Genomic DNA, 20,075 nt, shown 5'->3' on the forward strand with positions numbered 1-20,075 from the left:
GCTTCAGTTAAAGTGCTGTGGCAAGGATGGCTCAAATTACAAGCCATCCTTGAAGGGTACGAGCTAGCCAAGTCTCTTGAACTCTAAGATGTGATCAAGAGACAGGCTTCATGCTGGCTTTCTTTTCGCAGTTTCCCCATCTCTACAGATAAAATGATGTAATCGCTGGTGTTGCATCCAACGCTTGCTGTTCTTGCCTGCCAGCGAGCGAGTCTGAATATCATCAATAACTGAGTTAAAAAAGTATGGTTACTTATTGTTATCGATAACAATTTATGTTTTTCGTTGTTTTGAGTTTTTGCTCATTTGTTTGTTTTTAAGTTACTGATTAATAGGGTTAATGCTAATTTTGACTACGAGATATCATGTTTTGCAAGGCATCTCACGTTTTGAGTAGATAAATACAAATTATTTGTGTTTGAGAATGAAGCCTGATGCTTTAAGGGATATTCTTAGTTTCCTGCTCTATGTAGTCTAAATGAGCTCTGGTTTAGTCTTTATCTGTAAAAAATAATATAAAACAATTAATTACGAATAGATAAGGATGCGGCGAGATGTGTTCTGGGTGAGTCGCCGACATAAAAATCCTGGGTTCAATTTAAAGAGCAGTTTGCTTATTAATTTGATGCAGAGCCCTTAAGTAAAAATGTTACCGATAACATTTTCTTATGGTTTGAGCTCAGGAGAGAACAATGAACAACTACCATCGCTTAGCCAAGCGCTCGTTGCGAGTACTTGGCGGCGTTTCACTGGTGGCAGCGAGTTATGTTGCTGGCGCAGTGGAAGGGCCCTACTTGCCACCTGATGGCAAAACTCTACTAATCGTTGGTCAAGATACGACCAGCATTGGCAACTACCAATCAAGCTTAAACCTCGCGCCTGGCGGTGTCACAGGCTATATCGATATTGGCGATCTCAGCGGCCTGACCACCGACGTCGACAATGGTGCCGGCCCCAACAACATGGGGCGGCTTTATCAAGATTTTCCCGATTCGACCCTAGCAATCGGGGTCTACCTAGTGAATCAACTTGACCAAATCAACAATGGCGCGCTCGATGCCAATTTGGATGAGTTGATCAGCGTATTACAAAGCTGGCAACGACCGGTGTTCTTGCGTTGGGGTTATGAGTTTGACGGTACTTGGAATAGTTACGATCCAAACGCGTACGTCAATGCTTGGATTCGCATGCACGACAAAGTTGAAGCCGCTGGGGCTGACAATATCATCATGGTTTGGCAAGGCGCGACCTATTGCGGTGGCACCTACAATGGCAATCCGATCGATGCTTGGTACCCAGGTGATCAATATGTTGATTGGTTTGGTATGTCCTATTTCACCCCGCAAGACTGCGGTGGTTCGGCGTTAGCGCCGATGTTGGACAAGGCGCGACAAGCCAATAAACCGATGATGATTTCCGAGTCAGCACCCCAGCGTTATGACTTGAGTTCGTTGACCTACAACACCGATATTCAGCGTCGAGTTGCTGATACCAACAAGTCTGCTCAGCAAATCTGGGACGAATGGTTCGTTAATTATTTCAATTACATCGAAAGCAATTCTGATGTTATCAAAGCGGTAGCTTACATCAACGCCGATTGGGACAGTCAGGCGAAATGGGCGCCGCCGTATCCAGAAGGGTACTGGGGAGACACCCGCGTTGAGGTTGATGCAACAATCCGCAATAACTGGGTTGCAGAAATTACATCGGACCGGTGGCTCAACGCCTCGCCAGAGTTATTTACCATACTCGGGACTGGCTCTACCGGCGGTGACACCGGAGGTGATACCGGTGGCGACACGGGCGGTGATACCGGAGGAAACACAGGTGGTGATATCGGCGGTGACACGGGTGGTAGTAACGGCCCAGCGTTCGCTTTTGGTCTTGAGTCTGATGGTACCCTCTACCATTACGATGGCGGCCAAACAGCTGGCTTTGTCTACATCTGTTTGAACGACAACTGCCAAATTCCGACGCTTAATGATGATCGTTGGGAGTTTGCCACCGGAGTGACATCTGGCACCCATAAGATTGAGTTTAAGATTCAAGACAATGCGACTGGTCAATGTATTGCGCTGGCTAATGACGTTGCGGTTGGCTCTGGTGTGCTGACATCTAACTGTACTTCCGTTGTCGGTAGCGGTGCTAATACAGGCGGCGACACTGGCGGTGACACCGGTGGTAACACAGGCGGTGATACTGGTGGTGATACAGGCGGCGATACCGGTGGTGACACAGGCGGCGATACCGGTGGTAACACCGGCGGCGATACCGGTGGTGACACAGGTGGCGACACTGGCGGTGATACCGGGGGCCAGCCTGTTACAACACTGATCCAAGCAGAAGCGGGTACCCTCAGTGGTGATGCGGCGCGATACAATGATGGCGCAGCTCAAGGTGGCCAAGGCGTTGCTTACATCTATACCCCAGGTTCGCGGGTTAGCTTTACCAACACGCCTGCGGCAGATGACCTCACGGTCTACTTTGCCTCACAAAATTCCGGCACCATTTCGGTGTATATCAACGGTCAAGACAACAACATCAATTACACCGGCACAGGTGGTTGGGGCGGAAACTATGTCCCTCTCGCTACCGGTTTAGCAGTGCCAGCCGGATCCGATGTTGCGATTGCCTTTGATGTTGGTGATGCAGCCATTAATGTCGACTATTTAGAATTTACCGCGACTTCTGGTAGCTCTGGTGGTGACACTGGCGGCGATACCGGTGGTGACACTGGCGGCGATACCGGTGGCGACACTGGCGGCGATACCGGTGGTGACACTGGCGGCGATACCGGTGGTGACACTGGCGGCGATACCGGTGGTGACACTGGCGGCGATACTGGTGGTGATACAGGCGGCGATACTGGTGGTGACACTGGCGGTGATACCGGTGGCGATACTGGCGGTGATACCGGTGGTCAATGTGGTATCGATGAGCCTGTTGAACCGATTGATCCGGCGGCTGATCGAGGCGAAGGCTATGAATTTGGTCTGACAACAGACGGTTTGGTGTATCACACCGCCGACGTCAACACCCCTGCGAGTTTTGCCATTTTAGGTGAGATCAGCAATGGTCAAAACTTGGCCGGTCAAGCGGTCGCATTCCAGCCTAGCTCTGGCGCCGCTTACTACCGCTACGAGACCCAACTGAATGCTGTTGTCCCCGGTGTTGATTACACCCTGGAAATGCGTTTGCAAGGGAATCAATTCGGTGGTGGCCAATGTATTCATAGCATTACCGTGAAACCGGGTGAGGGTATTGTTGATTCACCGTGCTTTATTCCAAGCTCGAGCGGCGATGTGCCTGTGGTTGATGTGCCAACTCCAGCGCCAATTGCCAGTGTTGGATACAACGCCAACTTGGGTAACTTCCTGGTTGCAGGCGACGAAACATCTCAGCGAGGTTTGACCTTGTATACCTTTGACGACGACACCCCCGGTGTGTCCAATTGTGATGACGGTTGTTTGGCGAATTGGCCAGCGTTGTTAGTGGCATCGCCAGAGGCTCTGGTCGGTGCAGGTGGCGTTACCGGTACATTTGGCACGATCGAGCGGACTCGAGAAGGTGTTGATGACTGTGGTAACCCAGTGACGATCACTGAATACCAAGTGACATACAACGATGAGCCGCTTTACTACTACGTTCAGGATTCCCAACCGGGTGATGTCACTGGCCATGGAATTGGTAACGTTTGGTGGGTGGCTGATGTCGAAATGATCCCACAATTGCCATTGGTTAGGCATCCTGCTCCTGCCTTGCCTACGGCGGTGAATGGTGTTGCGCCAAATCGTTATGGCTTTGCGGTTGATATTGAAGGTCGCAAGGTCACTTGGCGTCCGGGCCACAACGCGGCGATGGATGATGGTTTGATTAATCAGTTCTCACCTTGGGGTGGTTATGGTGCACCACGTGTAGCCAAAGACCCAGAGTTGCAGTTCTGGTGTTCGAATAACCAAATCGAATTCCACAAAGCAGATATGCCTGGCACCTTAGCAGGACCATACTCGGCGACTGTTCCAGCTTCTTGTTACGGCACTTACTACTACTTCTTCCGTTATCAGATGTACGGTAAGTTCAACAACGAGCCGGACCACAACTGGGTCTATTCGGGTCTGTTTGTGAATAATGAGAACGATCCGGGATCGCGCATCGATCCGCGCGAGCGAGCGACCATCACGACAAACTCGGCCAACTGGATGCGTTTCCGTCACCCACATGCGCGTGATGGTATTCAGGAAGCTATCTTTGATGCCTCACACAACAACTCCTTGCTCAGTGGCTTGGAGCGTTATGAGACGGTCATTACCGATGGTCCAGATGGGGTCAATGTCGACTTGCAGTCAGCCAGTACCATTTTGCGTTTTGAAATGCTGGAGTACGGCGCCGGGGTTTGTGAGGGGCCGCAGTACGTGATTGGTGCAGAAAATGCGCCGTATCCAATTCGCCCGAATGAGTTCAACTACGGTCAGGCGGTCTCATTTGAAGCGACCTTTGGTAGCTCCAACAACGCCGAGTTTGGCGGCACCGCGATCAGCTCGCAGGTCTACAACACCTATCAGCACTTTACCGTTGGTCAAGGATTTAGCACGCCTACCGGCGACCCTCGCTTGAATCCTGCTGGCCGAGCATCGGTGTACATTGTTCATTCACCGTGTAACCCGTCATTGGCCGATGAACAAGATGCCATCTTTACTCAGCATCTGACCTCTGAAACCAGTAAATCTCGTGTCAACGACTTCCTGCTCGGTCACCACTTGTTCCACGGTGTCTCGGATGCCTGCGGCGCACGCGCTAGCAGTACCGGTTTCCCTGGCTCGAAAGGTATTGCTGGTGTCAAGGAAAGCGAAACCAGTTGTGGTGATTGTCACTTCCGCGATGGACGCAGTTCAGTTGTTCTTGAGACGGCTAAAGGGCCGCGAATTGCACCACCAACTTATGGTGTCGGTTTGCTCGAGTGGATTGAAGATGCCGAGGTTGCGCTAACTTGGGATGGCTCAGTACCGACGGTGCGTGAGCAATCGGAGAAAGCCTTGTTGGCGGATCATGGTTTAACTCCTGCTGACATTGGTGAAGACAACTTCGACAAAGTGGTCACTTACACTGAGTTGCTGCATGTGCCTGTGCGCAAGTACAGCGCCTACAGTGATCCGGCGGTGGCTCAAGGTCAACGAGCGTTCTATGAAGCCGGATGCGATAGTTGTCACCAGCCAACGCAGAAAACTCGCTCTGATGCACCGGTGGCGATGCGCGATCTTTACATCCGTCCGTACACGGATATGAAGACTTGGAACGTGCATGACGGTGAATTCCGTACTGCGCCGCTGTGGGGTATCGGTCGCAACATCGAAATGCTCGAACGCAATGGCCGCGCCACGTTGTTCATGCATGACGGTGCTGCCACGACGCTAGAAGAGGCGGTTGCACTGCATGGTGGCGATGCTTCTGATAGTCGCAGCGCGTTCAATGCGTTAAGCAGTGACGACCAAGCTGCTGTCGTGACATTCCTTAAATCTCTGTAGTTATGAACTGGATAAGGCCTTCTTAGGAAGGCCTTTTGTGCTTTGTGGCGCCGGTTTGTGGTGGCTGCAGCTCAGTGCAAATGACCCATATATAGCTACCTCTCACCCTGCTAGGAGTCATGTTCGGGCGGGTGAGTGACAACCATAAGACTTCGCAAATCGGTGTGAGCTGATTTAACGAGGCATACAGCGAATCAAAGGTGATTAAATGAACTTTGAAGAGAATAGCCGGACGACCGAGCGGCCCTTTAAGGCCGCCGTCTTGGCGTTGGCGGTAACCGGAGCGATATCGGCCCCAGCTTGGGCTGGTGCTGGAATCGAGCAGGTGGATGCCGATACCGGCATTATTTATTTCGATGACGAGAACTGGACAGGTGGTTGGAATTACATCTGTCTAGATAGTGCTTGTAACAGTGGCTCCTTGATTGATGGCCGATGGCAGCGCACGGTCAGTGGCTTAACTGAAGGGCAAAGTTATCGAATTCAATTGAAGATTCAAGACAACTCACAAGGGCAGTACATTTCGCCTGAAGAAGTGGTGTTGTTTCCAACTGATAGCGGTGGCTCAACGCCAGTTGAACCACCGACCGACCCCGTTGACCCACCAACAGACCCAGTTGATCCGCCAACGGATCCAGTTGACCCACCGACCGATCCAGTTGATCCACCAACAGACCCAGTCGATCCTCCTGTAGCTGGCGAGCCTGTCATTGTTGAAGCTGAGTCCGGAACCATTCTGGGATCAGCCTCGGTTTACTCGGATGGCGCGGCGCAAGGCGGTTCAGGCGTTGCGTACATCAGTAGCAATGGTGCGGGTTTCCGCATTGACAATGCGCCGGCATCAAACCAGATCGTGTTGTCCTACGCCTCTGAGCAGTCGGGCACCATCTCGGTTTATGTCGATGGTGTTGATAACAATGTGCCATTCACTGGCAACGGCAGTTGGGTTGGCAGTTACGCCACGGCAAGTGCCGATCTGACTATTGCTGCTGGTGCTACCGTCGAGGTCCGCTTCGATAACGGCGACAGTGCGCTGAACATTGATTACGTGCAATTCAATACCATTGATGCACCAACGGACCCGGTTGACCCACCAACAGATCCAGTTGATCCGGGTAATCCTGATAACCCTGACAATCCAGATTCGGGTAATCCGGGAACGCCGCCTGCAGGTAAAGATGCCCAAGTCGTTGCACCATCAGAGATTGAAGCTCTGCCGGTACTTGATTACGGCTACACCGCGACAGCTGGTACTTTCCTAGTCGGTGGTCTTGGCGTCGGCAATGATTTGTTTGGCCATACCCTTTATACCTTTGCGCCGGATGTGGCCTATTCTGGCGAGAGCAACTGCGTTGACTGTGCGGCATGGCCTGCTGTTCTGGTCACCGACGAAAACGACTTGATTCGGCCGTCGCGCTTGGTTGGCGATCTCGACACCATCAGTTTGCCGAATGGTTCAATGCAAGTGACGTACAACGGTAAGCCGCTGTATTTCCGCGCGGCTGATACTTTGCCGGGTCAAACCGATGGCGCCAATCAAAGTTGGCCACTAGCGGTTGTTGAAACTACGCCGGTGCCGCAGGAGTTGTATCAAGCAGCATTGCAAACGCCGTCAAACATGCCGTTGTCGGCTAACGGTTTCCAGTTCGATATCGCTGGTAACAACGTTACTTGGGCCTTTGGCGCAGTGCTTGATTCGGTATCTGCTGATGAAGTGAGCTTCTTCTGCTCGGTGGATCAGATGAGTTTCTTTGAAACTGATTTAACCTCTGGCTCCGCGACTATTCCTGCTCAGTGTCTCACCGGAGGCGATTACTGGTACTTCTTCCGTTACAAGATGAATAATCCGGGCGCGGGTAAATATGTCATGGACAACACCTATGACTTTGATCCTGATACCGCCTATCGCTACACCGCATTGTTCATTGATGATGGGACTCGTTTAGACCTGCGCAATCGGCCAGACTTCAAAGATGTTGGCGCTAACTGGATGCGTTTCCGTCATCCGCGCTCTTACGATGGTGTGACCGAAGCGATCCGCGATGCAACCTACAACTCATCACGGCTGGCTGATTTGGCTCGTTATAGCTTGTTTGCCACCGAACGGACCGACAGCAATGGTGTGATTGAGTTGGAGATCGACCTCAATATGCCGCAGTCGTATACCGGCAACGCCGAGCAAGGCTTGGTGCGGTTAGAAGGACTGCAAAACGGTGCTGGTGATGCCAAATTACCCACTTGGCAGTACAACTTTGAGCCGAGCAATAACCAAACCACATACACCCAAGGCGACTGGAGTTATGGTCAAACCTTGAGCTTCGAGATGACTGGTGTGGTTGGGCGTATTACGGCGCAAACCTACAACACCTTCCAGTACTACACCTTTGGACTGGGCTTCCATTCGCCAATTGGAGATCCTCGTTTGTCGCTGGTCGGCAAAGGCGGTACACACATGGTATTCAACATCAAGAACTACGGTGGTGAATTCAAGAATGGCCACATTGGTGCTGGTATCCACGACATGATCATGGAAAAAGGAGCGCTGTTTACTCAGCACCTGACTACGCTGGAATCGCCATCTGAAGTTGATGATTTCTTGTGGGGCCATCACCTGTTCCACGGGGTAAAAATCCAACGCGGTATCGCTGATGATTCGAGCCAAGATAATCTAGGGTCAAACCCAGGTGATACTGGGATCGGTCAAGAGTTAGCGGCGATCAAAGCAGGCGGCCCAATTGCCTGTGGTGACTGTCACTACCGCGATGGTCGTGGTTCGGATGTCATCGAAACTCCGGCTGGACCTCGTATTGCGCCACCAACCTATGGTGTTGGTCTGCTGCAATACATCGATGGTCGCGAGGCTGGGTTTACCTGGAATGGTTCGGTGCCGACTGTGCGTCAGCAAATCAAGAACGCACTGGTCAACGATCACGGCATTGATCCAAACGATGCCGCTCAAATCTCGCCGGAGAATCTTGAGCTGATCAATAAGTACACCGAGTACCTGACGGTGCCTGCACGTTTCCCTGGTGTTTACGACAAACCGGGAGTGGCGGAAGGTGATGCTCTGTTCCACGAGGTGGGTTGTGTCAGCTGTCACCAGCCTATTCAACACACCAGTGCTCAGGCGCCTAAGGCGTTTCGCAGCCTGACGATTCGTCCATACACCGATATGAAAACTCACCGTGTTGCTGGTGGTACCTACCGTACTGCGCCGCTGTGGGGATTGGGCCGAAATATTGACTTACTTGAGAACAACAACAAGTTGGTCAACGGCCAAATTGATATCGGTATTGCCTTGTATGATGGCGATGATGCGGCTGCGATGGCGGAGCATCACATGCGTGAACGGGCATTGCTGTTCTTACACGATGGCCGCGCCAGCACCCTCAAAGAGGCCATTTTGATGCACGATGATGGTGAACCTGATAACGATGCTGCTGCAGTCATTGACGAGTTTGGCAAATTGAGTGAGGCCGATCAGGACAAGATTGTTCAGTTCCTGCGCTCGCTCTAAACACAGGAGCACCCAACTAGAAAAGCATTCCTGTTGTTGCTTTTGCCGGCCCTTGTGGCCGGCTTTTTTGTCGCTGCAAGTGACTTGATTGATGATTTCAGTGAGATTGATGTGTTATTTGTAGCGCGACTGTTGAATCGATGTATTTTGTTCGCTAAATAAGCAGTTTTTGCGCTATTTTTACTAAAAGGTTAGCAAGAACTGCCGATAATCTTGCTACTGACAATCGACGATTGGAATCTGCTATGGCTATCAATCCTACATCTTCCACGTCGCTCTACCGGAATGTTGAGCAGACCAATAAACCCGCTAGCAAGGAACAGCTCAAAAACGATCAAAATGCTGCTATTTTGCAGGCTCAGCTTGAAGTAAGTGTGCAAGCTGGTAATCAGCCAATGGCGCTGCTCTATCGCACCGCCATTGATGCGATTAACGAAGAACTTGCGCCTGAGTTTGGTGATAATGCTGCTCAGCAAGCGTTAGATGACGGCATTGATGTATCGCCTGAGGCAACCGCTGAGCGAATTATTGCCGGTTCAACCAAATACTTTGACGCTTTTCTTGAGGTCAATACTGATTTGCAAGGCGAAGATGCGTTGAATGAATACATGAATATTATTAAAGGCGCAGTTGACAAGGGCTTTGAAGAAGCGCGAGATATTCTTGATAGTCTTGCTGTGCTCGAGGGAGATATTGCCGACAATATCAACCTAACCTACGATTTTGTTCAAGCTGGCTTGCAGAACTTTGCCGATAGCTATCGCAACAGTTTGAATCAATCAAGCACACCACCTGAATTAGCCTGATTAGTCTGCTTTAGCCTTATTACGCTGCATTTTCTCGACAAAATGCAGCGTGTTTTGTGTGTCAGCTCCGTAAAATGTTACAAAGTTTGTCGGCCAATCGATTCTTTGCTTAATCTCCAATACCATCAAACGCTACCGACAACCGAAACAAAATCAGGTCAATAATGAAAATTAAAAAATCCGTACTGGCAGCCAGCATCGCTCTAGCTGTGATGACTGCCGCTTGCTCCGACAATAAGCCAACTGCTCAGCAGCCAACAGCGGCATCAGAAGCGCCGGCTGCAAAAGCCGAGCCAGCCCAAGCTGTGGCAGCTAATACAGTCGAAAAATCCGGCATCGAACTGGATAATTTTGATGCATCCGTCCGCCACCAAGATGACTTTTACTTGAGTGTTAATGGCACTTGGCTGAAAAACACCCCGGTACCATCGGACCGTTCAAACTACGGTAGCTTTACTGTCTTGCATGAAGAGTCACAACTGGCGCTGCGTGAAATCATCGAAGCCGCGGCAGCTGCCAAGCAAGTTGCCGGTTCAGAAGGCCAAAAGGTTGGTGATTTTTACAATACATTCATGGATGAACAAGCAGTTGAACAAGCCGGTATCAAGCCGATTGCCGCCGATTTAGCGGCTATTGATGCATTGTCCTCTCATAGTGATGTGGCCGCTAAACTGGGTGAAGTCCTGGTGAATGGTGGTGGCTCGCCGTTTGGTTTTTACGTTAATAACGATGCCAAGCAATCGGATAAGTACATCGTTTACTTGTACCAATCTGGTTTGGGTTTGCCGGATCGTGATTACTACTTCAAAGAAGATGAGAAGTCGGTCTCTTTGCGACAAAAATATCGTGACTACGTGGCTGCTATGCTGGCCAAGGTTGGTCACGACAACGCTTCTGATGCAGCAACAGCGGTATTGGCATTAGAAACGCAGTTGGCTGAAGGGCATTGGACTCGTGTCGAAAGTCGTGACGCCAATAAGGCTTACAACAAAATGACGAGTGAGGAGCTGGCAGCTTTGCTCGGTAGTTTCGACTTCCCGGCTTATGCCAAGGCAGCGGGCTTAGATGAAGTGACTGAGTATGTCGTTCGTCAACCAAGTTACCTGGAAGCCATGGGCAAGGCCTTTGATCAAGTGCCGGTCGAGCATTGGCAGGCCTATCTCAAAATTCGTTTGCTAAATTCTGTTGCTGGTTACTTAAGCTCAGACTTTGTTGATTTGAACTTCGATTTCTATCGCCGAACCCTGCGAGGCATCGAAGAGCAGCAACCTCGCTGGAAACTTGCGGTGCAAGACATTGATAGCATGATGGGTGAAGCGGTAGGTAAACTCTATGTTGAGGAGCACTTTAAGCCGGAAGCCAAAGAGCGGATGGAAACGCTGGTTGCTAACTTGATTAAGGCATTCGAAATTTCAATCAAAGATCTGGATTGGATGACAGAAGAAACCAAAGTGCAAGCGCTAGACAAACTCGGCAAATTCACTCCAAAGATTGGTTATCCCGACAAATGGCGCGACTATTCCGCTCTGGAAATTGTTGCCGGTGATTTGGTTGGTAACGTCCGCCGGGCCGCCAACTATGAGTATCAGTTCATGTTGGACAAACTCGGTAAGCCAATCGATAAGACCGAATGGCACATGACGCCGCAAACAGTCAATGCCTACTACAATCCAGTTAACAATGAGATCGTGTTCCCTGCAGCAATTCTTCAGCCGCCATTTTTCGATATGGAAGCCGATGATGCGGTTAACTACGGTGGCATCGGCGCCGTGATTGGCCATGAAATCGGCCACGGTTTTGACGACCAAGGCAGCAAGTATGACGGTGACGGCAACTTGCGCAACTGGTGGACCGATGCCGACCGTGAAGCGTTTGAGGCGCGCACCTCACGTTTGGTTGAGCAATACAACGGTTACTTCCCATTTGAAGATGCGCACGTCAATGGTGAATTCACCCTAGGTGAAAACATTGGTGACTTAGGCGGTCTATCTGTGGCTTACAAAGCGCTGCAATTGAGCTTGAATGGTCAGCAAGGTGAAGTGATTGATGGCTTAACTTCAGATCAGCGCTTCTTTATTGGCTGGTCGCAAGTATGGCGCCGCAATTACCGTGAAGAAGAATTGCGTCAGCGTTTGGTCACCGATCCGCACAGCCCATCTCACTACCGTGTGATTGGCGTGGTATCAAACATTCCAGAGTTTTACAGCGCATTTGATGTGAAAGAAACGGATGAAATGTTTATTGCCCCAGAGGATCGCGTGAAAATCTGGTAATTCATTGGTTGGACAGCATAATTTCCTTGCTGTCTTGACCAATTTAAGCGATGTTATGGGCGGCTGACGGTTTCCGTTAGCCGCCTTGGTAGTCCTCGAGGAATATTATGTCAGCCAACCAGATCCGAAATTTACTGATTGTCCTTGCCTTGATTGCGGTCGTCGCCGTCGGTGTGGTTGCTTGGCTTGCCAAAAACGGCCATGAAGATGTTGTTGCTCCCCCTCCTGTTGTGACTGAACCTATTCAGCAACCGGAGCCTGTGGCTGCGCCTGAGCCCGAAGTAGTGCCCGAGCCTGAGCCGGAAGTTATCGTCGAGCCGGAACCAGAACAAGTTCCAGAGCCTGAGCCCGAACCTGAACCAATTCCGAAACTATTCGATTTCCCGCTGCCTCCACTCGATGACAGCGACGCCACTTTGCTGCAACAATTGCAGCAGAAGATTGTCAGCAAGAGTATTGCTTTGTTGGTCGATGAGGGACTAATCGAGCAGTTTGTTGTCTCTGTTGATGCCCTTTCTCGTGGCCAAGTTACTTACAATCAGCTGCCGCTTGAGCGTCCGGTGGGCCGCTATAAAGTGATTGAAGCGGATGGAAAACTCTATGGCTCAACGGCTAATATCGCCCGTTACCAGCCATACCTGGATTTAATGGCAGGTATGCCACGAGAGCATTGGGTGGCGCTTTATCAGCACCTCTACCCACTGCTGCAAGAGGCCTACGAGCGCCTAGGTTATCCGGACCAACAATTTCACAGCACCTTGTTGGAAGCAATTCAACGCGTGCTGGCATCTCCAAAGCCGGGCTCTTCAGTGGAGCTGGTGCAACCGCATGTCATGTATGAATATGCCAATGAGCAAGTTCAAGAGCTTGATGCGGTAGACAAGCTGATGATTCGCTTGGGGCCAAATCTCAACAACAAACTTCGTCTGTTGCTTACTGGATTACAACAACCGCTAGAGCAGTGGCAGCCTGAGTAGGCTGATGGTGAGTCGCTGATGGTAAGGCAGTGAAGTAAAAGACAAAAAAGGACGGCTAAGCCGTCCTTTTGGTTAGTGATTCATGTGCGGTTTGTTGGGGCTCATTGTGACTCGGTTTCTACCTTCGCGTTTGGAGGTGTAGAGTGCTTCATCTGCGCGTTCAATCCATGCTTGAGCGCTATCGATGTCCGGTGAGTTTTGCGAAATACCAATACTAATTGTTAGTTTGATGCTGTGCTGTTCAAACTCCACCGCCTTTTTAGCAATAGCCTTTCGCAGCCGTTCGGCAAAGTACATTGCTTGATCGGGTTCGGTATCGAGTAGGAGAACTGCAAATTCCTCACCACCGTAGCGCCCAGCGATATCGGTTGAACGCTTGGTACGCTTGATCCGACGAGCCACTTCTCGAATCACTTCATCACCAGCCGGATGGCCGAATTCATCATTAACCTTTTTGAAATGATCGATGTCGAGCATGATCAAGGTGCTGGGGCGGTGCGAGCGTTGCATACGAGCAAACTCTTGTCGTAGTTGCTCTTCCCAATGACCGCGATTAAACAATTGAGTGAGTGCATCGGTGCGGCTAATTTCCTGCAATCGACTATTGGCGAGCTTCTGTTCAATCTTATTCACCGCTTCATCGGTGACGTCATAAATGATCAGGGCAATATGCTCCACTTCACCAGTCAGAGACTGCAGCGGCACCACTGTCATGTTCTGATACATGTAGCTTGAAGAACCAGTAATGGGTCGATAGTTCTGAAAACGAAAGACGTAAGGACGCTGCTCCCAAGTGGTGAAGGACCGTGACTTGAGTAAACGAGCGCTGTCTAACTTGTGGCGGAACCATTGCTCCGGTAAATCTGGATAAACCTTAAAAATCTCACGATTGCGGACCTGATCAGGAGTCAATCCGGAATGGTTTTTCATGAAGCCATTCCAAACTTCAATACGATAATTTTTGTCCAGCACCACCAAGCCAACATCAATATGGTGGATCATGGTGATCATCCAATGCATTTCACGGAAGTCGCTACCGCTCATGACTCCTCCAGCATGTACTTGATATTTTCCCGCAGTACTGGCAGGGATTCTTCGGTAAACACAAGCAGCAGATCGCAATTAATATCGTGGGTTTCAACTTTGTAGTTAATCTCAATGGCGAGGTTTTTTTGCCAGCGATTTTGGTTGGCAGCGATCAAATCATTGACCTGACAGTGTTGGCCTAGCACCACAGGGTGGCCCTGGCTGAAGTGGACATGAAGCATATCGGCGATGCCCTTGAGGCAAGCGCCAATGAGGATGTTGGATAAATCCATCAGTACTTCGATTTCGCCCTGATTATCGGCGTAATCATCGTGGCCTAACAATGCCGACATGTCGTCAAAACGAGTGTCGTCAAACAACAAGAAAGCCTCGCCAGAAATACCATCGCCGATAAAGCCCTGACAAACAGCCGACAAGGTACTGTATTCATCGACAGCCTGCAGTGCCATGTGCAGCTCTGAGCTTTCCAATACATTCACGTTAGGGATTGGCAATTTGACGAACAAGTTGAGAATCTCAGCCATCAAGCCGCCAGCACGCCCCATCGCGACGTTAGCCAGTTCGCGATAAGCGTCCATTTCAGACACTTCGAGTTCGGCTATTTTGGCGCCAGATTCAGGTTTACCTTGACCGGTATACCAGCCGTGGCGTTCGAGAATATGTTGCAGTTCAGCCTTACTTGCTGGCTTGCGCAAAAACTCAGCCGCACCAAGTGCCGTCACTCGCTCAAGTGCTTTGGCCTGAATATCGCCCGATACAACGACAATATCAGGGCGCTCAGAGTAGTGCTGCAACGCCTCTAACACTTGATAGCCGTCCATTACCGGCATCGTCAGATCCAAGAACATCAAGTCGATTTGCTGGGTCTGACACAAAGTAGCGCCTTCTTGCCCATCTTTGGCAAAAAGAACTTCCACGCCCCAACCGGTCGGCAAACTACGGTGAAGTTGTTTGCGCGCCAAGGCTGAGTCGTCACATATGAGAACTGTTTTAACCACGAATTGCCGCTACAAAAATATGTCAAAAAAATAAACTTCTACGGATGATACACGAACCCTTGGCATTTATAAGAATTGATGTATATCGAGCGCTTGATCTGTGACCCTGCTTAAGTCTCTTGATGCCGCGTTGAAGCTGTGATGCAGTGATTGAAACTTTTGTAAATCTTAGCCTTTGGTCTTATTGGCCTTTATGCGCTATTACGGATATAATTTTGCGCTCAATTTATGGGCAGTTTCCAATTCCAATTAAACGCCCTACCTTTGAAAACGTGCACAAGGCGCCCCCACTGACGAGAGGATGAAAACTGTGCTAGACGCTTATCGTTCGCATGTTGAAGAACGTGCTTCCCAAGGCGTGGTTCCAAAACCATTAAACGCCGAACAAACCGCACAACTAGTAGAACTGATTAAAACCCCACCAGCTGGTGAAGAGGACTTTCTACTTGAACTACTATCCCAACGCGTACCTCCTGGGGTAGATGAAGCGGCCTATGTAAAGGCTGGCTTCCTCGCTGCTGTCGCCAAAGGCGAAGCAAGCTCTCCTATTTTGAGTGCTGAACAGGCCACTGAATGGCTCGGTACCATGCAAGGTGGTTACAACATCGCGCCATTGATTGAACTGCTCGATGTTGAAGCACTGGCGCCAATCGCTGTTAAAGCGCTGTCTCACACGCTGCTGATGTTTGATGCTTTCTATGATGTTGAAGAGAAGGCCAAAGCCGGTAACGCGTTTGCTCAGCAGGTGATGGAATCTTGGGCCAATGCCGAGTGGTTCCTGAGCAAGCCAGCACTGCAAGAAAAAATCACTCTCACGGTATTTAAAGTGACCGGTGAAACTAACACCGATGACTTGTCACCAGCACCTGATGCTTGGTCACGTCCAGACATTCCAGTACACGCGTTGGCGATGCTGAAAAACGCTCGCGATGGCATCGAGCCAGAAAAAGCCGGTGAAATCGGCCCGCTCAAGCAAATCGAAGAAGTAAAAGCCAAGGGTTTCCCTGTTGCTTATGTTGGTGACGTTGTTGGTACCGGCTCTTCACGTAAGTCTGCTACCAACTCAGTCTTGTGGTTCTTCGGTGATGACATTCCATACGTACCAAACAAGCGCACTGGCGGTTACGTACTGGGTGGCAAAATCGCGCCAATTTTCTTCAATACCATGGAAGATTCGGGTGCATTGCCAATCGAACTAGACGTCACCACATTGAACATGGGCGATGTCATCGACGTTTACCCATTCGAAGGTAAAGTGTGCAAGCACGGCACCGACGAAGTGATTTCTACTTTTGAACTGAAAACTGACGTTCTGATTGATGAAGTACGCGCCGGTGGCCGTATTCCATTGATCATTGGTCGTGGCCTCACTGACCGCGCTCGTGAGTCGCTAGGTTTGCCATTTAGCGATGTATTCCGTCGTCCAGCAGCGGTTGCTGATTCTGGCAAAGGTTACACCTTGGCGCAGAAGATGGTGGGTAAAGCTTGTGGTGTTGCCGGCGTTCGCCCGAACCAATACTGTGAGCCTAAGATGACCACTGTGGGTTCTCAGGACACCACCGGTCCTATGACTCGTGACGAGCTGAAAGACTTGGCATGTTTGGGCTTCACTGCCGACTTGACCATGCAGTCGTTCTGTCACACTTCGGCTTATCCAAAACCAGTTGACGTAGAAACCCATCACACGCTGCCTGACTTCATCATGAACCGTGGCGGTGTATCGCTACGCCCAGGTGACGGTGTGATTCACAGTTGGTTGAACCGTATGCTGCTGCCAGACACTGTTGGTACTGGTGGTGACTCGCACACCCGCTTCCCGTTGGGTATTTCATTCCCAGCAGGTTCTGGCTTGGTCGCGTTCGCGGCAGCAACCGGTGTGATGCCGTTGGATATGCCAGAATCAATTCTGGTTCGTTTCAAAGGCGAGATGCAGCCAGGCATTACCTTGCGCGACTTGGTTCACGCCATTCCGTTGTATGCCATCAAGCAAGGTCTGCTGACCGTTGAGAAAGCGGGCAAGAAGAACGCCTTCTCTGGTCGCGTACTGGAAATTGAAGGTCTAGAAACGCTGACCGTAGAGCAAGCGTTTGAGCTGTCTGATGCCTCTGCGGAGCGTTCTGCTGCTGGCTGTACCATCAAGCTGGATAAAGAGCCAATCATCGAATACTTGAACTCTAACATTGTGATGCTCAAGTGGATGATCGCTGAAGGTTATGGCGACCGCCGTACCATCGAGCGTCGTATTAAGGCGATGGAAGCTTGGTTGGAAAACCCAGAGTTGATGGAAGCCGATGCTGATGCTGAATACGCAGAAGTGATTGAAATCGACTTGGCTGACATCAAGGAGCCAATCCTGTGCTGCCCGAACGACCCAGACGATGCCAAGACCCTGTCTGACGTTGCTGGCGTAGGCATCGATGAAGTATTCATCGGCTCTTGTATGACTAACATCGGTCACTTCCGTGCCGCTGGTAAATTGCTGCAAGACTACTCTGGTCAGTTGCCAACTCGCCTTTGGGTTGCTCCACCAACCAAGATGGATGCGCAGCAGTTAACTGATGAAGGTTACTACAGCGTTTACGGTAAAGTCGGTGCGCGCACCGAATCTCCGGGTTGTTCACTGTGTATGGGTAACCAAGCACGTGTTGCTGACAATGCAACGGTTGTCTCTACCTCTACCCGTAACTTCCCGAACCGTTTGGGTACTGGCGCTAACGTTTACTTGGCATCTGCTGAATTGGCGGCGGTTGCTTCTATTATCGGTAAGATCCCGAACGCCGATGAGTACATGACGTACGCCAAAACCATCGATAAAGATGCGGCCGATACCTACCGCTACTTGAACTTCCATCAGATGCCAAGCTACACCGACAAGGCTGATGATGTGATTTTCCAAACGGCTGAAGTTTAATCTCAATTAAACCAAACGCAGTTTGATACAAAGCCCGCTAACGCGGGCTTTTCTATTTCCAAGGCGCCGTGAAATCTTCCCTGATGGCTCATCTGCCGCATCCATGCGGCAGATGCTTGGGCATAGAGCTGTTGATACCTAAACCAGAGAGTCACTTCTGCAGTTTGGCAAAAACCGCAGAATCCTGATCTCGCTGGCGTCAATCCGTGGTACTTTTCCCTATCATTGTGTCCACTAAGCGTGTCACCAAGAAAGAGAGTGAAACGATGGCTAAATTAAGCCTCCAAGAACAAATGTTAAAAGCTGGCTTAGTCAGCAAGAAAAAAGCAGACAAGGTAAAAAAGCAGGCCAAAAAAGGCCGAGTGCAGGCGCGTGAAGCAAAAGCTGCTGCGGAAGAAAAGCGCATTGCTGAACAGCAAAAAGCCAAAGAACTGAATCGTCAGCGTGATGAAGCCGCCAAACAAAAAGCCATTGTCGCCCAAATCAAGCAGCTGATTGAAGCAAACCGTATCGATCGCAGCAACGGTGATATTAGTTACAGCTTTGCCGACGATAAGCTGGTGAAGAACATTTACGTGGAGCAAAAGACCCAAAAAGATCTGGTTAAAGGTCGCTTGGCGATTGTTCGATTTGGTGAAGGTTACGAAGTAGTGCCTGCCGGCGTGGCCGATAAAATTGCCCAGCGAGATGAGAGTTTGGTGGTGCTTAACAACGTTGTTGAAGATAAGGACGTTGACGAAGACGATCCGTACGCCGAGTTTGTCGTGCCAGATGATTTGATGTGGTGATTAAAGGCTGACGCTGCCAGCCAACTCGTTTATGCCCCAAAATGAGTTAGTGCTTAATGTGTCTAAAATTGATTTTGATCAAGTTCACTTCGCCTCATGAATTCCAGATAAAACTCCCCTTCATATACTCAAATGCGCAGTAACATCACGATAACCTAAAAGGAGATTTAGGATGTATGAGTTAACGAAAAAGTTATGCAAACGAAGGATTATGAGTTGTTTGTTACCTGCTGTACTGGTGGCTTGCGGTGGCGGAAGTGGAAGCTCAGATAGTAATACAAACTCTGTGAATTCAACCCCTTTGACAGGTGTATTTGTCGGTCCTGTAGCGGGTATTCACTTTCAAACATTAACGCAATCTGGAATGACCAGCGATACGGGAGAATTTCTGTACTTAGATGGAGAGTCGGTAACTTTTGCTATTGGCGGAATCGAGTTGCCGGATACCCCCGCACAACCTAGCATTACGCCGCTGGAAATCTTTGACACGGTAGATACTAACCATCCTGAAGTAACAAATTTAGCACGCTTACTAATATCAATAGATGTTGATGGCGATAGTGAGAATGGGATTAATATTTCCCAAGAGGCTCATGATGCCGCACAGAACATGGACGTCGATTTTTCTGATGAAGATTTTGATATTGAAGTCGTCGAGTTAGTGGCAAACAGTGGTTCTCCCCATAGTGCTCTTGTCGGTGCCGATCAGGCACACGCACATTTGCTTGAAACGATTCACAATGTAGCTATCCCAAGTCGCTTTAGCTTTGAGTGGCTTAGCGACAGGACCTTTTATGTTGTTTGGTTTGGAGCCCCAGGAGGAGACCTTGAAGACAATGGAATCAACGTAGCTGTTGTCGAAGAAATAAGCTTTAACATCGATGGGACTCAGTTTAAAGTAACTGGCTTACTCAATAGCGATGCTGATTATATTATTGACAGCATGCTCACAGAATCTGGCTTCTTCGGAGAAGAGGATGGAGCTTCTGAGATTGTTTGCGGCAGCACAGAGGAATACCTAAAGACGCATTACATTGCAGAAGGCGATTACGACAACACAGATCTGTGGTTCTTCGATAGAGATACCGCACTAGATTTTGCCGCTAATTTAAGCGAATCAATTCCCCCTTGTGAATCTGCTTTTGAGTAGTTAATTGAAGAGCAATTAATATCGGTTCAAGCCAGCTAATAACCTAGCTGGCTTTTTCAATTTTAGAGAACTAACGCCAGCCCTCT

10 protein-coding genes are annotated in these 20,075 nt (G+C 49.8%); 8 read left to right on the top strand and 2 right to left on the bottom strand.

What is annotated here, in order from left to right; all coding sequences use genetic code 11:
• Positions 1 to 692 precede the first annotated feature (692 nt).
• From CBE68_RS15875 to CBE68_RS15895, 5 genes are all read left to right on the top strand, one after another.
• Entirely contained in the window at positions 693 to 5,522 is a 4,830-nt protein-coding gene (locus CBE68_RS15875; RefSeq protein ID WP_087507087.1) for a di-heme oxidoredictase family protein, read from the top strand.
• A gap of 208 nt (positions 5,523 to 5,730) precedes the next feature.
• On the top strand, positions 5,731 to 9,039 hold the full coding sequence (locus CBE68_RS15880) for a di-heme oxidoredictase family protein (RefSeq protein WP_087507088.1): 3,309 nt from the start codon (positions 5,731 to 5,733) through the stop codon (positions 9,037 to 9,039).
• A gap of 245 nt (positions 9,040 to 9,284) precedes the next feature.
• On the top strand, positions 9,285 to 9,845 hold the full coding sequence (locus CBE68_RS15885; protein ID WP_087507089.1) for a DUF5610 domain-containing protein: 561 nt from the start codon (positions 9,285 to 9,287) through the stop codon (positions 9,843 to 9,845).
• Positions 9,846 to 10,009: 164 nt separating this feature from the next.
• Entirely contained in the window at positions 10,010 to 12,118 is a 2,109-nt protein-coding gene (locus CBE68_RS15890; RefSeq protein WP_087507090.1) for a M13 family metallopeptidase, read from the top strand.
• Between the two features lie 107 nt (positions 12,119 to 12,225).
• Positions 12,226 to 13,095, top strand: coding sequence for a DUF3014 domain-containing protein (locus tag CBE68_RS15895; RefSeq protein WP_087507091.1), 870 nt, complete (start codon positions 12,226 to 12,228; stop codon positions 13,093 to 13,095).
• Positions 13,096 to 13,167: 72 nt separating this feature from the next.
• On the opposite strand, the gene CBE68_RS15900 is transcribed toward CBE68_RS15895, so the two are convergent.
• Positions 13,168 to 14,139, bottom strand: a complete 972-nt coding sequence (locus tag CBE68_RS15900; RefSeq protein WP_087507092.1) for a GGDEF domain-containing protein — start codon at positions 14,137 to 14,139, stop codon at positions 13,168 to 13,170.
• Positions 14,136 to 15,140: a response regulator gene (locus CBE68_RS15905; RefSeq protein ID WP_087507093.1), complete on the bottom strand. Its 1,005-nt coding sequence runs from the start codon at positions 15,138 to 15,140 to the stop codon at positions 14,136 to 14,138. The genes CBE68_RS15900 and CBE68_RS15905 overlap by 4 nt, the downstream gene beginning before the upstream one ends.
• A gap of 310 nt (positions 15,141 to 15,450) precedes the next feature.
• Between CBE68_RS15905 and acnB the strand changes: the two genes are divergently transcribed.
• The 3 genes from acnB (at position 15,451) to CBE68_RS15920 (ending at position 19,989) form a co-directional block, all read left to right on the top strand.
• Entirely contained in the window at positions 15,451 to 18,051 is a 2,601-nt protein-coding gene (gene acnB, locus CBE68_RS15910; protein WP_087507132.1) for a bifunctional aconitate hydratase 2/2-methylisocitrate dehydratase, read from the top strand.
• A 266-nt stretch (positions 18,052 to 18,317) separates the two neighbouring features.
• A complete protein-coding gene (locus tag CBE68_RS15915; RefSeq protein ID WP_087507133.1) occupies positions 18,318 to 18,839 on the top strand; it encodes a DUF2058 domain-containing protein in 522 nt (173 codons plus the stop codon).
• A 172-nt stretch (positions 18,840 to 19,011) separates the two neighbouring features.
• On the top strand, positions 19,012 to 19,989 hold the full coding sequence (locus tag CBE68_RS15920) for a hypothetical protein (RefSeq protein ID WP_143824596.1): 978 nt from the start codon (positions 19,012 to 19,014) through the stop codon (positions 19,987 to 19,989).
• Positions 19,990 to 20,075 lie beyond the last annotated feature (86 nt).

This window comes from Neiella marina (genome assembly GCF_002165625.1).
GTDB classification, from domain to species: domain Bacteria; phylum Pseudomonadota; class Gammaproteobacteria; order Enterobacterales; family Neiellaceae; genus Neiella; species Neiella marina.